Origin of the sequence: Agrococcus versicolor (genome assembly GCF_039531815.1) — a bacterium.
Taxonomy (GTDB): Bacteria; Actinomycetota; Actinomycetes; order Actinomycetales; family Microbacteriaceae; genus Agrococcus; species Agrococcus versicolor.
This window is the reverse complement of the sequence record NZ_BAAAQT010000006.1, coordinates 695,209-709,115: the sequence shown is the minus strand read 5'-3', so window position 1 is coordinate 709,115 and position 13,907 is coordinate 695,209. Positions and strand designations below refer to the sequence as shown.

Here is a 13,907-nt window from a genome sequence, read left to right as displayed (position 1 = left end):
AGTCACGGTCCGGCCCCTCGATCGAAACCTTCAACCTCAGGTAGAGGTTTAGAGATTTCCTCAGCATTCGTTGTCGATTCCGACGGTAGGGCCGCGTCCGTGCCCGTCGACTCAGACACGCCGCAGCGCCGCGATGCGATCGACGGGATTCGCAGCCCGCGCGCGTCGGCGACGTGCGTCGTCAGGGGCGCACGACGGGATGCTCGGGCGCGCTGACGTCGAACGTCACGGGCGTCGCGGGATCGGCCGCCGCGACGAGCGCCGCGAGCACGTCGGCCTTGAGCCGCGCGTCCTCGGCGCTCCCCCACACGACCTGCTGCCCCGACGCGAGCGTCATCGTGACGTCGTCGCTCGTCGTCGCGGTGATCGTCGCGATCTGCGCGCGCAGCGCCTGCGGCATCGCCACGAGCGACGAGGCGACGGCGACGTAGGCGTCCGAGCCGACCTCGACCGACTCGAGCCGTGGCAGCGCCGTCCCGTCGGGCATGCCGAGCCCCACGCCCGCCGGATCGAGCATGACGTCCTGCCCGTCGACCTCGTCGACGACGACGGGCTGCCGCTCGACGACGCGCACGACGATGGTGCCCGGGGGCACGACGTCGACGACGAAGGACTGCAGGCCCGTGAAGCGCTCGAGGTCCTCGCGGATGCCCGCGTCGGTCACGGTCGCGATCGGCTGGCCGAGCTGGCCGCCGAGCGCCGCCTGGATCGCGACGGCGTCCACGCGCTGCGAGCCCTGCACCTCGATGTCGCGCACGGCCATGAGCGGCGAGTGGACGAGGCCGACGAGCAGCGCGAACGACGCGGCGAGCACGCCGACGGCGATCGCTCCCCTGCGCACCCGGCGGCGCGAGGCGGCCGTGAAGCGTCGCACCTCGGAGCGCTCGGCACGGGCGCTCGCACGCTCGGCGCGGCGCGCGGCCGCCGTCGCCCGTCGGGTCTCGGCGCGCGCGAGCCGCAGCCGGCGCAGCTCGGCATCGCGCAGCAGCCGGTCGGTGCGGCTCGCGTGCGACTCGCTGCGACGGCGTCCGCGTGCCTGCGCGACGATCGGCGCCTCGGCTGCGGCGTCCGCCGCCTCGGCGTCGACGTCTCGCGCCTCGGGCGCGGGACGCGTCGGGCGGTCGCGCGCGGACGGCGCCGTCCGCTCGCGCGGCGGCTCGGCCCCCGGCGTCGGCTCGGGCTCCGGGCGCTGGGCGGGACGCCGGGGCGGCCCGTCGAAGCCCTCCGGTCGCCTCACCCCTCGCCGTCCGTGGCCTCGAGCGACGCGAGGACCTGCGGGATGATCCGGTACACGTCGCCGCACGACAGCGTCATGACGAGATCGCCCTCGCGCGCGAGCTCGCCCACGCGGTCGGCGGCAGCCTGCCAGTCCGGCAGGAAGTCGACGTGCGCCGCGTCGTCGAAGGCGTCGGAGACGAGCGCGCCCGTGACGCCCGGGATCGGGTCCTCGCGCGCCCCGTACACGTCGAGGACGATCGTGTGGTCGGCGAGCCGCTCGTACGCCGCGGCGAACTCGCTCGCCATGTCGCGCGTGCGGGAGTACAGGTGCGGCTGGTGGACGGCGATGAGCCTGCCCTGGCCGAGCACGGTGCGCGCCCCGGACAGCGCTGCCTCGACCTCGGCGGGGTGGTGCGCGTAGTCGTCGTACACGCGCACGCCGCGTCGCTCGCCGTGCGACTCGAACCTGCGGCCCGTGCCGCGGAAGCCCGAGAGCGCGCGCGCGGCGTCGGCCGCGGGGATGCCCAGGCGCAGCAGCACGGCGAACGCGCCGGCGGCGTTGAGGGCGTTGTGCCTGCCGACGACCTCCATGGCGATCTCGTGCCGCGCGCCGTCGTGCTCGACGACGCAGCGGATGCCCTCGCCCGTGACGACGTCGACCACGCGCACGTCGGCGTCCGCCCGCTCGCCGAACGTCGTGACGTGCTCGTGGCGCAGCAGCGCCCGCACGCGGCGAGCACCCTCGTCGTCGCTCGAGATGACGACCGACTCCGACGCCGCGTCGGCGAACGTCGCGAAGGCCGCGTCGAACGCGTCGGCCGTGCCGTAGTGGTCGAGGTGGTCGGTGTCGACGTTCGTCACGAGCGCGACCGCGACGTCGTAGAGCAGGAAGGATCCGTCCGACTCGTCGGCCTCGAGCACGAAGAGGTCGCCGTCGCCGTGGGCGCTCGAGCCGCCGAGGCCCGCGATGGTGCCGCCGTTGACGTAGCCCGCGCCCGCGTCGAGGCGGTGCAGCGCCCAGGCCACCATGCCGGTCGACGTCGTCTTGCCGTGCGCGCCCGCGACCGCGACGAGCCGCTTGCCGCGTGCGAGGAGGTGCAGCGCCTGCGAGCGGTGCAGCACCGGGATGCCGCGCTCCTGCGCCGCGACGAGCTCGGGGTTCGTCGGCCACAGCGCGCTCGTGACGACGACGGCGTCGACGTCGGCGGGCAGGTGCTCCGCCGCGTGGCCGATCGCGACGACGGCGCCGTGCGCGACGAGCGCATCCACCGTCGCCGAGCCCGAGCGGTCGGAGCCCGTGACGCGCACGCCCTCGTCGAGCAGCATGTGGGCGATGCCCGACATGCCCGAGCCGCCGATGCCGATCATGTGCACGCGCTCGATGCCCTCGGGGATCGGCTGGGTGAGGTCGGGCTCGATCATCGGGTCTGCTCCATCGCGTCGTGCAGGAGGTCGCACATCCGGTCGTCGCCGTCGACGATGCCGGAGCCGCGCGTCGACGCCGCCATGGCGGCGACGCGGTCGTGGTCGGCGAGCAGCGGCACGAGCACGTCGTGCACCCAGCCGCTCGCGAGCAGGCCGTCGTCGACGAGCATCGCGCCGCCCGCGGCGACCTGGTCGTGGGCGTTGAGCGCCTGCTCGCCGTTGCCGAACGGCAGCGGCACGTAGACCGCCGGCAGGCCGACGGCCATGAGCTCGCTCACCGTCAGGCTGCCGGCGCGGCACAGCACGAGGTCGGCCGCGGCGTAGGCGAGGTGCATGCCGTCGAGGTACTCGACCGCGACGTAGTGCTCGACGCTCGCGGGGGCGAAGTCGGTCTGCCTGCCGCCGGAGAGGTGCAGGACCTGCCATCCGGCGTCGACGATCGCCTGCGCGCCCTCGACGACGGCGCGGTTGATGGAGCGCGCGCCCTGCGACCCTCCGGTGACGAGCAGCGTCGGCCGGTCGGCGTCGAGCCCGAGAGTCGCGCGCGCCGTCGCGCGCAGCCCCGCCCGGTCGAGCGTCGTGATCGAGCGGCGCAGCGGCATGCCGACGACCGTGCCCGGCAGGCTCGTCGGCTCGTACGTCAGGCCCACGTGGCGAGACCAGCGCGCGCCGAGGCGATTGGCCATCCCCGGTCGCGCGTTCGACTCGTGGATGGCGAGCGGCACGTGCGCGAGATGCGCCGCCCGGTAGGCCGGTGCCGAGGCGTAGCCGCCGAAGCCCACGACGACGTCGACGTCGCGCTCGGCGAGCAGGGCGCGGACGCGGCGCACCGTCGGCGCCCACGACCGCGCGAAGCGCGCAGCCGCCGCGTCGGGCCGACGCGGGAAGGGCAGCTTCGGGATCGTGACGAGCTCGTAGCCGGAGGCCGGGACGAGCTCGCGCTCGAGCCCCTCCTGCGTGCCCAGCACGACGATGCGCGCATCGGGCTCGCGCTCCCGCAGGCGGTCGGCCGTCGCGAGCAGCGGATTCACGTGGCCGGCGGTGCCTCCGCCGGCGAACAGGTAGGACGCCATCACGCTCCAGTCTGACGCAGGCGCGCGTCGCTGCGCGCGAGCGACAGCACGACGCCGATCGCCAGCAGCGTCGCGATGAGCTGCGAGCCTCCCGCCGAGATGAGCGGCAACGGCACGCCGAGCACCGGCAGCAGGCCGAGCACGACGCACACGTTGACGATCGCCTGACCGACGAGCCAGACGAGCACGCCGCCCGTGACGATGCGCGTCATGGCGGTGCGCGCGTCGCGGATGATGCGCAGCAGCGCGATGGCGAGCAGCAGGAACAGCAGCAGCACGATCGTGGCGCCGACGAGCCCGAGCTCCTCGCCGATGATCGCGAAGATGTAGTCGTTGTCGGCCTCGGCGAGCCACATCCACTTCGCTCGCGAGTTGCCGAGCCCGACGCCGAAGAGGCCGCCGTTCGCGAGGGCCCACGTGCCGTGCAGCTGCTGCCAGCACGGGCCCCAGTAGTCGTCGTCGGTGTTCTGGCAGCCGACGAAGAACGTCTGGATGCGCTGCACGCGCGAGTCGCTCGAGATCGCGATCGGCACGGCGGCGACGATCACGACGAGCATCGGCAGCAGCAGGTGCCACCAGCGCACGCCCGCGAACCACATGCCGCCGAGCACGAGCATCACCATGATGACGGCCGTGCCGAAGTCCTTGCCGAGGAGCACGAGCGCGATGGCGCCGCCCGCGAACGGCACGATGGGGATCCACGCGTGCAGGAACCGGCCGACGAGCTGGCCCTTCGTCGACAGCACGGCGCCCATCCACACGACGAGCGCGAGCTTGAGGAACTCGCTGGGCTGCAGCGAGAAGCCGCCGATGAGCAGCCAGTTGCGGTTGCCGCCGATCTCGATGCCGAGGCCGGGCACGAACACGAGCGCCTGCAGCCCGAGGCCGCCGACGAGGGCGACCCAGGAGATGCGCCGCCAGAACGTCGCCGGCATGCGGCTTCCGACGAGCATGAGCGGCACGCCGATGAGCGCGAAGAGCCCCTGACGCTGGAACGAGCCGAGCATGCTGCCGTTCTCGGCGCGGCTCTCGATCGCCGACGACGACAGCACCATGACGAGGCCGAAGACGACGAGGAACAGCGTCGTGCCGGCGAGCAGCAGCTCGTTGCCGGTCACGGTCGGGAACAGTCGACGCAGCCGCACGACCGCGCTGCTGCCGCGACCGGCGGCCGCGGGCGTCGCGGGGGCATCCATCACCGTCGAGGCCATGGGCACCTCCCTCTCACGACCGCTGGTCGCGAACCGCCTCCTGGAACCTGCGTCCCCGGTCGGCGTAGTCCTGGAACTGGTCCATCGATGCGGCTGCCGGAGCGAGGAGCACCGTGTCGCCGCCGATCGCGTGCGCCAGGGCAGCCGTCACCGCCATCCGCATGACGTCCCCAGTGTCGGGCTCGTCGACCTCGACCACGGGGATGCCGGGCGCGTGTCGCGCGAACGCGGCGACGACGGGTGCTCGATCGACGCCGATGACGACGGCGGCGCGGAGGCGACCGGCGTGCCGCTCGACGAGCGGCGCGACGTCGACGCCCTTCAGCAGGCCGCCCACGATCCACACGACGGGCTCGAACGCCGCGAGCGACCCGTTGGCCGCGTGGGGGTTCGTCGCCTTCGAGTCGTCGACGAAGCGCACGCCGTCGACCTCGCCGACGAGCTGCGTGCGGTGCGCGTCGAGCCGGAACGAGCGGATGGCGTCGCGGATCGCGCCGGGCTCGACGCCGACGGCTCGCGCGAGCGCGGCCGCTGCCAGGACGTTCTGCGCCATGTGGGGCGAGGCGAGGCCTGCGACCTCGAGGTCCTCGAGCGTCGCGATCTCGAGCGCCTGCGACCGGCGCTCGTCGAGGAACGCGCGGTCGGCGAGGATGCCCTCGACGATGCCGAGCTCGGACAGGCCGGGCATGCCGAGCCCGAAGCCGATGGCGCGACAGCCCTCGACGACGTCGGCCTCCTCGACCATCGCCATCGTCGCGGGGTCGGCGACGTTGTAGATGGCGGCGACGCGTGCGTCGCGGTACACCTTCGCCTTGGCCGCGCGGTAGGCGTCGGCGCCCCCGTGCCAGTCGAGGTGGTCGTCGTCGAGGTTGAGGCACACGGCCGAGTGCGGCGACACGCGTCCGAGCGCGTGCAGCTGGAACGACGAGAGCTCGACGACGAGCACGTCGAACCCCGCCGGGTCGCGCACGGCGTCGAGCACGGGCGTGCCGATGTTGCCGACGGGGGCGACGCGCAGCCCGCCGGCCTGCAGCATGTGGGCGGCGAGCTGCGTCGTCGTGGTCTTGCCGTTCGTGCCGGTGACGAGCAGCCACTCGGCCGCCTCCACCTTGTCGCGCACGCGCCAGGCGAGCTCAACGTCGCCCCAGACCGTCTGGCCGCGCTCGGCGGCGCCGACGAGCCAGGGATGGGTCGGCGGGAGTCCCGGCGAGGAGATGACGAGCTCGGCCTCGGCGAGCGGCGCGGGCACCTGCCCCGCGTCGACGACGAGCACGTCGACGTCGAGCACGGCGAGGATGCGCTCGCGCTCTTCGTCGCCGCGCTCGGCGACGACCGTCACGTGGGCGCCGAGCTCGACGAGCGTGTCGGCGGCGGCGAAGCCCGTGACGCCGAGCCCGAGGACGACGGCGCGGATGCCGGTCCAGTCGTCGTGCCAGCTGTGCAGCTCGGTCAGGTCACGCACCGGGATGGATCACCCAATCGAGGTAGAAGAGGCCGACCGCGAGGGCGACGAAGAGGCCCGACACGATCCAGAAGCGCACGACGATGCGGATCTCCGCCCAGCCCTTGAGCTCGAAGTGGTGGTGCAGCGGGCTCATGAGGAAGATCCGCCGCCCCTTCGTGAGCTTGAAGTAGACGCGCTGGAGGATGACGCTGCCGGTGACGACGAGGGGCAGGCCCGCGATGAGCACGAGCAGGAGCTGCGTGTGCGTGAGGATCGCGAGGCCCGCGAGCGCGCCGCCGAGCCCGAGCGACCCGACGTCGCCCATGAAGAGCTCGGCGGGGCTCGTGTTGTACCAGAGGAAGCCGATGAGGGCCGCGCCGAGGCACGCCGCGACGACCGCGAGGTCGAGCGGCGCCTGCACGGGATAGCAGCGGTAGAGGTCGGCGTCGACCGCGCCGCCCGGGGCGACGGCGTCGACGAGGCCGCCGAGGCATGCCTGGCCGTTCTGCCAGAAGCCGATGAGGACGAATGCGGACGCCGAGAAGATCGTGGAGCCGGCGGCGAGGCCGTCGAGGCCGTCGAGCACGTTCACGGCGTTCGACGTCGCGACGATGATGAAGACGAACCACAGGACGGCGAGCCCGATGCCCACGACGAGCCCGAGGCGCGTCAGGTCGAGCCACTCGATGTCGCGCACGGCCGAGATCGCGGTCGATGCGGGCGTCTGGCCGTGCTCGTCGGGCAGCTGGAGCGCGAGCACGGCGAAGAGGATGCCGACCGCGACCTGCCCGGCGATCTTCGCCCACCCGCCGAGGCCGAGCGACTGCCGCTTGCGCACCTTGAGGTAGTCGTCGACGAAGCCGACGGCCCCGAGGCCCACCATGAGCAGCAGCACGAGCATCGCCGGCGCCGACGGCGGGTTCGGCACGCCGTCGAGCGAGCCGACGACCTTGCCGCCGAAGTAGCCGACGATCGTCGCCACGATGAAGACGAGGCCGCCCATCTGGGGCGTGCCTCGCTTCGTGTGGTGCGACTGCGGACCGTCGGCCCGGATGAACTGGCCCCAGCCGAGGCGCGTCGCGAGCCGCTTGTAGATGGGGGTCGCCACGAGGGCGAAGACGAGCGAGATCGTCGCGGAGACGAGCAGGACGATCATGCGACGCCGCCGACCGCGTCGCCGAGGTCCTTGAGGCCCGCCGACAGCGACGACTTCACGAGCACGACGTCGCCGGGCTGCAGCGTCGCGCGCAGCAGGGCGAGCGCCTGATCGCTCGTCTCGACGTACGTCGTCTCCTGGCCGTAGGACGACTCGTGCTCGGCGGCGTCGTGCACGGCCTTCGCACCCGCGCCGACCACGACGAGCCGGTCGATGCCGAGGCGCACGACGAGTCGTCCGACGCGGTCGTGCTCCTCGACCTGGCTGTCGCCCAGCTCGGTCATGGCGCCGATCACGGCGACCGAGCGCGCGGCGGACGACCGCGAGACGTGCGCGAGCGTGCGCAGCGCGGCGGCCATCGAGTCGGGGCTCGCGTTGTACGAGTCGTTGATGACCACGACGCCCGACTCCGGCCGCAGGAGCTCCATGCGCCAGCGCTCCGCGCGCACCATCGACTCGAGCGCCGCGATGGCGTCGGGGATCGCGACGCCGAGCTCGTCGGCGACCGAGAGCGCGGCGAGGGCGTTCATGACGTGGTGCTCGCCGAGGATGCGCAGCGTCATGGGCCATGCGTCGTCGCCGCGACGGACCGTGGCGGTCGTGCCGTCGATCGACGAGTCGACGTCGTCGGCCCACAGACCGCCGTCGACGGCCTCGAGCCCGAACCAGCGCACGCGCGCCGCGGTGCGCTCGGCCATCCAGGCGACGCGGTCGTCGTCGTGGTTGAGGATCGCGACGGCGTCGGCCGGCAGGTCGCGCACGAGCTCGTGCTTGGCGCGCTGCGTGCGCTCGACGCCGCCGAACTCGCCGGCGTGGGCGAGCCCGACCTTGAGCACGACCGCGACGTCGGGCATCGCGATGCGCACGAGCGAGGCGATGTCGCCCTCGCGGCTCGCGCCGAGCTCGAGCACGAGGAAGCGCGTCGACGACGTCGCGCGCAGCATCGTCATCGGTGCGCCGACCTCGTTGTTGAACGACTTCACGGGGCTCACGGTCTCGCCGTGGCGCTCGAGGATCGCCTGGAGCATGTTCTTCGTCGTCGTCTTGCCGTTCGAGCCCGTGATGCCGACGATGGTGCAGCCCTCGCGGATCGCGGCCACGACGTGGGCGGCGAGCGCCTGGAGGGCGGCGAGGCCGGAGGGCACGACGACGTGCGGCACCGCGTCGTCGATCGGGCGCTCGCACACCACGAGCGCGGCGCCCGCCGCGACGGCGGTCGCGACGAAGCGATGGCCGTCGGTGACCTCGCCCGGCATCGCGACGAAGACGTCGCCGGGCTCGACGAGCCGCGAGTCGGTCTGCACGCCGCCGCGCACGAGCACGTCGTCGCCCGCGAGCGTCCCGCCGACCACGCGTGCGAGGTCGGATGCCTGCAGCGGGATCACTCGGTCCAGCCCGCCTCGTGCAGGGCCAGCACGGCGACCTCGCGCGCCACGAACGGCTCGCGCACGCCCGCGACGTCGCGGTAGTCGGCGTCGCCGGGGCCCGCCCAGAGGATGGTGTCGCCGGGGCCGGCGATCGTCGTGGCGAGACGGATGGCGTCCTCCTCGGGGCTCACCTCGTGCACGCGCGCGCCGTCGACGGCGCGCGCGCCCTCGAGGATCTGCGCCCGGATGCGCTCGGCATCCTCGGTGCGCGGGTTGAAGTCGGTGACGATGACCTCGTCGGCGAACGTCGCGCCGATGCGGCCCATCTCGGCGCGCTTCGTCGCGTCGCGGTCGCCGTCGGCGCCGAAGACGAACAGCAGCCGGCCGGGCGTGACGCGCCGCAGCGCCTCGAGCGTGTGCTGGAAGGCGTCGGGGCTGTGGCCGTAGTCGACGAAGAGCGCGGGGCCGCGGTCGCCCGAGACGCGCTCCATGCGACCGGGCAGCATGGCGCGCACGCCGCGGGCGACCGACTCGACGATCGCGTCGATCTCGAAGCCGTCCTCGACGAGCATGAGGATCGCGATCGCCGCGTCGACCGCGAGGTGCCGCCCGATGAACGGGATCTCGACCTCGATCGTGCGCTCGCGCCCGACGAGCGCGAATCGCGTGCCGTCGACGCGCTCCTGCAGCACCTCGACGTGCCAGTCGGCCTCGGCGTCGCCGGACGACACGGTCGTGACGGGGATGCGGGTCTCCTCGGCGACCCTCCTGCCCCACTCGGAGTCGACGCACACGACGCCGCGCTCGGCGCGGTCGGGCGTGAACAGCTCGAGCTTCACGGCGAAGTACGCCTCCATGGAGCCGTAGTCGTCGAGGTGGTCGTGGCTGAGGTTCGTGAAGGACACGACGTCGAACTCGACGCCGTCGACGCGGTGCCGCTCGATCGCCTGGGCGCTGACCTCGAGCACGGCGGCACGGACGCCGGCCTCGCGCATGCGCGCCAGCAGCGCGTGCAGCTCGCTCGCCTCGGGCGTCGTGAGCTTGGAGGTGACGACCTCGTCGCCCACGTGCCGCTCGGCCGTGCTCGACAGGCCCGTGACGAAGCCGAGGTCGACGAGCAGGCCCTCGAGCATGAAGGCCGTCGACGTCTTGCCGTTCGTGCCGGTGATGCCGTAGAGCCGCGGGGCGTCCTCGCGGGTGCGGTAGACCCACGCCGCCACCTCGCCGAGCGCGGCGCGCGGGTCGTCGAGCACGATGACCGGCGCGTCGACGCGCGTGATCGAGGCGCCTGCGCGGTCGGTGACGACCGCGACCGCGCCGCGGGCGATCGCGTCGGCCGCGAACTCGGCGCCGTGCCTGCGCAGGCCGGGCAGGGCCGCGAAGATGTCGCCGGGACGCACGTCGTGCGATGCGTTCGTGATCCCCGTGACCTCGACGCCGTCCGCGTCGCCGATCGTCTCGAGCGCGAACTCGTCGACGAGGGCGCTCAGCGGCCTGGGCGTCGGATGCTCGGGCCTCAGGATCGGCGGGACGACTCCCTCCACCGTTCCACCGTCCATCTCAGTCAGTCCATTCGAGCGGCAGGTTCGGAGCCTGCGACGTGCTCGGCGGGATGTCGTACTCCCGGATCAGGACACTCACCATATCGTGGAACAGCGGGATGGCCGCCGCGCTCGTCCGCTCCGTCTGGGGCAGGTCGAGCTGCACGTACACGACGAACTGCGGGTCGTCGGCGGGGAAGACCCCGGCGGTCGTCACGATGCGCTGCACGGGGTCGTAGCCGGCGGACGGGTCGAGGACGACCTCGGCCGTGCCGGTCTTCGCCGCGACGCGGTAGCCGGGGATCGGGAAGGTCACGTTGCCGTAGTCGGTGACGACGTGCTCCATCATGCGCAGCACGGTGTCGGCGGTGTCCTCGCTCACGACGCGGTTCGAGTCCCCCGCGGGCTGCTCGACGACGGTGCCGTCGGCGAGCGTGCACGAGTCGACGAGATGGATGTCCTGGCGCACCCCGCCGTTCGCGATCGCCTGGTAGGCGCCGACGAGCTGCATCGGGGTCACCTGGATGCCCTGGCCGAACAGCACGTTGAGCTGCGTCTGCGCGTCGAGGCCGCTCGGGTCGCTCGCGAGCGGGAAGGCCTCCTCGCCGGGGAAGCCGACGTCGGCCTGGCCGAAGCCGAACCCCGAGAGGTAGTCGAAGTAGTCGTCGCGGTCCATGCCCTGCGCGAGCTGCACCATGCCGACGTTCGACGACTGCACGTAGGCGCCTGTCGCCGTCCACTGCATGTCGGGGTGCGAGTGGGCGTCCTGCACGCGCACGGGACCGTCGGGGTCGTAGCGCCAGGGCACGGTCATCTCGTCGCCGGGCTCGACGAGCCCCAGGTCGAGCATCGCGGCCATGGCCATGGTCTTGAAGATCGAGCCGGGCTCGATGCCCTGCGCGAAGGAGTAGGAGATGCGGTACCGCGCGTCGGTGGCGCCGGGGTCGTTGGGGTCGACCGACGGCGTCTCGGCGACGGCGACGAGCGAGCCGTCGGTGCGCGCGACGATCACGTTGGCGTGCTCGGCCTGGTACTGCTGCCGGTACTGCTCGGCGAGCTGCTGCGCCTGGAACTGCACGTCGGCGTCGATCGTGAGCCCGAGCGTGCCGCCATCGGCCGACTGCTCCGTCACGACCGTGCTGCCGGGGATGGGCGTGCCGTCGGCGCCCCGCTCGAAGGTCTGCGTGCCGTCCTCGGGCGCGAGGCACGTCTGGTCCTCGGTCATCTCGAGACCCGCGAGGGGGTCGTCGGTGCCCATGAACCCCACGAGGTTGCCGGCGACCGAGCCCGACGGGTAGATGCGCTGCGGGTTCGAGCGCATCGTGACGAACCCGATCGGCAGCTCGTCCTGCAGGTCGCGCACCGACTGGTAGGCCGTGCCGTCGAGGCCCGTGTCGAGCACGAGGTAGTCGGACTCGGGATTGGCCTGCAGCGCGGCGTCGACCGCGGCCTGGTACGCGAGGGGATCGTCGCCCGTGATGGCCGCGAGGCGCTCGAAGATCTCGCCGCCGGTCACGACCTGCCCGGGCTCGAGCCCGTCGCGCTCGGTGAGGTCGTGCACGAACTGCGGCGAGATCGTGAGGTCCCAGCGGTCGACGGTGCCCGCGAGCACCGTGCCGTTGGCGTCGACGATGTCGCCGCGCGTGCCGTGCACGGGCGCCGTCGCCCCGACGCGGCCCGACGCGTCGGCGTTGAGCGCCTCCGCCCGGACGAGCTGGATGTCGACGAGTCGCACGACGCACGCGCCCACGAGCGCCACGACGACGATGGCCGTGAGGATCGATCGCACGCGCGTGGCGCGTGCGATGCGCTGGATCGTCGGCACTGGTCCCTCTCCCCTACGGTCCGCTCGGTGGCGGCGGCTCGGCTGCGACGGTATCCGCGGTCAGCCGCCGACGGCGGGTGCCACGCCCTCGACGGGCAGAAGCATGCCCGGGTAGGGCTCGGGCTCGACGGGCTCCTCGGCGGCCACGGGCGTCTGCGGCGCGGCGTCCGTCGACTGCACGAGCTCGTTCGCGACGAGCAGCCCACCGTCGGTCGACGTCGCGGGCTGCTGCATGTGGAGGGCGTCGGGCCCGCCGAGGACGGCGCCGGTCGACAGCTGCAGGAACTGGCTCGCCTGGCCCTGCACCATGCCGAGCGACTCGGCGGCGAGCGAGACCTGCTGCGGCGACTGCAGGGTGTCGAGCCGCTCCTGCAGCGTCTGCTGCTCGCGGCTCAGCTGCGCGGACGTGGACTGCAGCGCGGAGATCTCGTACGCGCCCTCGCCGATCGCCATCGACATCGCGAGCTGGCCGAGGATGATCGCGCCGAGGCCGGCGAGCGCGACGACGCCGTGGACGACGCTCGGCGCCCGGCGCAGGCGCGGCCGCGGGAGCGCGACGAGGCGGCGCCGGGGCTCCGGCGCCCGGTCGGGTGCCTGCTGGGGCGTGTGGACGGTCAGCGCGCTCATGCTCCTCCTCCGATGCGCTCGGCGGCTCGCAGCCGCACGGGGATGGACCTGGGGTTCCTGGCGCGCTCGGCCTCGTCGGCCATCTCGGCGCCGCGCAGCAGCAGCCGGTACGGCGCGGCGTGCTCGGGCAGCGCCGCGGGCACGCCGAGGGGCGTCGAGTCGGTCGTCGCGTCGCGCAGGGCGTGCTTGACGATGCGGTCCTCGAGCGACTGGTACGCCATGACGACGATCCGCCCGCCGTCGTCCAGCGCGTCGAGGGCGTTGGGCATGGCGCGCTCGAGCACGCCGAGCTCGTCGTTCACCACGATGCGCAGCGCCTGGAAGACGCGCTTGGCGACGTGCCCCTGCTTGCGCGCCGCGGCCGGCGTCGCCGCGTCGAGCACGTCGACGAGGTGCGCGCTCGTGAGGATGGGCCGCTCCTGGCGCTCGCGCACGATCGCCCTCGCGTAGCGGCTCGCGAGACGCTCGTCGCCGTAGCGGTGCATGATGCGCGAGAGCTCGCGCTCGTCGAGGGTCGCCACGAGGTCGGCGGCCGTCGTGCCCTCCCGCCCCATGCGCATGTCGAGCGGCGCGTCCTTCGAGTACGCGAAGCCGCGCTCGGCGTCGTCGAGCTGGAGGCTCGAGACCCCGAGGTCGAACAGGATGCCGTCGAGCCGGTCGACGCCCGCGTCCTCGAGGGACTCCTCGAGCTCGTCGTACACGTGCTGCACGATGCGGATGCGGTCGCCGAAGCGCGCGAGGCGCTCGCCGGCGAGGCGGATGGCGTCGGGATCGCGGTCGATGCCGACGAGCGTCAGCCCGGGGTGGCGCTCGAGCAGCTGCTCGGCGTGGCCGCCCATGCCGAGGGTCGCGTCGACGACGACGGCGCCGTCGCGCGAGGCGACGGGCGCGAGCAGCTCGAGGCAGCGCTCGAGCATGACGGGGGTGTGGAGGGAGCTGGCGTCCATGGTGTGCGGACCTCCGATCCGGTTCCCGGATCCCCATCCGCGGTCGTGCCACCGGGGAAGGTGCGGCACGGCC

At 73.2% G+C, this 13,907-nt stretch carries 11 protein-coding genes; all 11 read right to left on the bottom strand.

Annotated features, from left to right (window positions below):
• Positions 1–181 precede the first annotated feature (181 nt).
• Genes ABD249_RS11720 through rsmH form a run of 11 tightly spaced genes read right to left on the bottom strand, consistent with a single transcriptional unit; the run spans position 182 to position 13,834 of the window.
• Complete coding sequence (locus ABD249_RS11720; protein WP_344343734.1) at positions 182–1,237, bottom strand: cell division protein FtsQ/DivIB; 1,056 nt, start codon at positions 1,235–1,237, stop codon at positions 182–184.
• Complete coding sequence (gene murC / locus ABD249_RS11715; RefSeq protein ID WP_344343732.1) at positions 1,234–2,640, bottom strand: UDP-N-acetylmuramate--L-alanine ligase; 1,407 nt, start codon at positions 2,638–2,640, stop codon at positions 1,234–1,236. Before murC ends, ABD249_RS11720 begins: the two co-directional genes overlap by 4 nt.
• Entirely contained in the window at positions 2,637–3,716 is a 1,080-nt protein-coding gene (locus ABD249_RS11710; RefSeq protein WP_344343730.1) for a UDP-N-acetylglucosamine--N-acetylmuramyl-(pentapeptide) pyrophosphoryl-undecaprenol N-acetylglucosamine transferase, read from the bottom strand. The genes murC and ABD249_RS11710 overlap by 4 nt, the downstream gene beginning before the upstream one ends.
• A complete protein-coding gene (ftsW, locus tag ABD249_RS11705) occupies positions 3,716–4,927 on the bottom strand; it encodes a putative lipid II flippase FtsW (RefSeq protein WP_344343728.1) in 1,212 nt (403 codons plus the stop codon). The genes ABD249_RS11710 and ftsW overlap by 1 nt, the downstream gene beginning before the upstream one ends.
• 13 nt (positions 4,928–4,940) lie before the next feature.
• Positions 4,941–6,389, bottom strand: coding sequence for a UDP-N-acetylmuramoyl-L-alanine--D-glutamate ligase (gene murD, locus ABD249_RS11700; protein ID WP_344343726.1), 1,449 nt, complete (start codon positions 6,387–6,389; stop codon positions 4,941–4,943).
• The gene (gene mraY, locus ABD249_RS11695; RefSeq protein ID WP_344343724.1) at positions 6,382–7,527 is read right to left on the bottom strand and encodes a phospho-N-acetylmuramoyl-pentapeptide-transferase; all 1,146 of its coding nucleotides are present in this window, start codon (positions 7,525–7,527) and stop codon (positions 6,382–6,384) included. Before mraY ends, murD begins: the two co-directional genes overlap by 8 nt.
• Positions 7,524–8,912: a UDP-N-acetylmuramoyl-tripeptide--D-alanyl-D-alanine ligase gene (locus tag ABD249_RS11690; protein WP_344343722.1), complete on the bottom strand. Its 1,389-nt coding sequence runs from the start codon at positions 8,910–8,912 to the stop codon at positions 7,524–7,526. Before ABD249_RS11690 ends, mraY begins: the two co-directional genes overlap by 4 nt.
• Complete coding sequence (locus ABD249_RS11685; protein WP_344343720.1) at positions 8,909–10,438, bottom strand: Mur ligase family protein; 1,530 nt, start codon at positions 10,436–10,438, stop codon at positions 8,909–8,911. The genes ABD249_RS11690 and ABD249_RS11685 overlap by 4 nt, the downstream gene beginning before the upstream one ends.
• Before the next feature lie 16 nt (positions 10,439–10,454).
• Positions 10,455–12,260 (bottom strand): peptidoglycan D,D-transpeptidase FtsI family protein, encoded by a 1,806-nt coding sequence (locus ABD249_RS11680; protein ID WP_344343718.1) that lies wholly within the window; start codon positions 12,258–12,260, stop codon positions 10,455–10,457.
• A 60-nt stretch (positions 12,261–12,320) separates the two neighbouring features.
• Entirely contained in the window at positions 12,321–12,887 is a 567-nt protein-coding gene (gene ftsL / locus ABD249_RS11675) for a cell division protein FtsL (RefSeq protein WP_344343716.1), read from the bottom strand.
• Positions 12,884–13,834 carry a 16S rRNA (cytosine(1402)-N(4))-methyltransferase RsmH gene (gene rsmH / locus ABD249_RS11670; RefSeq protein ID WP_344343714.1) on the bottom strand — a complete coding sequence of 317 codons (951 nt, stop codon included), beginning with the start codon at positions 13,832–13,834 and terminating at the stop codon, positions 12,884–12,886. The genes ftsL and rsmH overlap by 4 nt, the downstream gene beginning before the upstream one ends.
• Between the last annotated feature and the right edge of the window lie 73 nt (positions 13,835–13,907).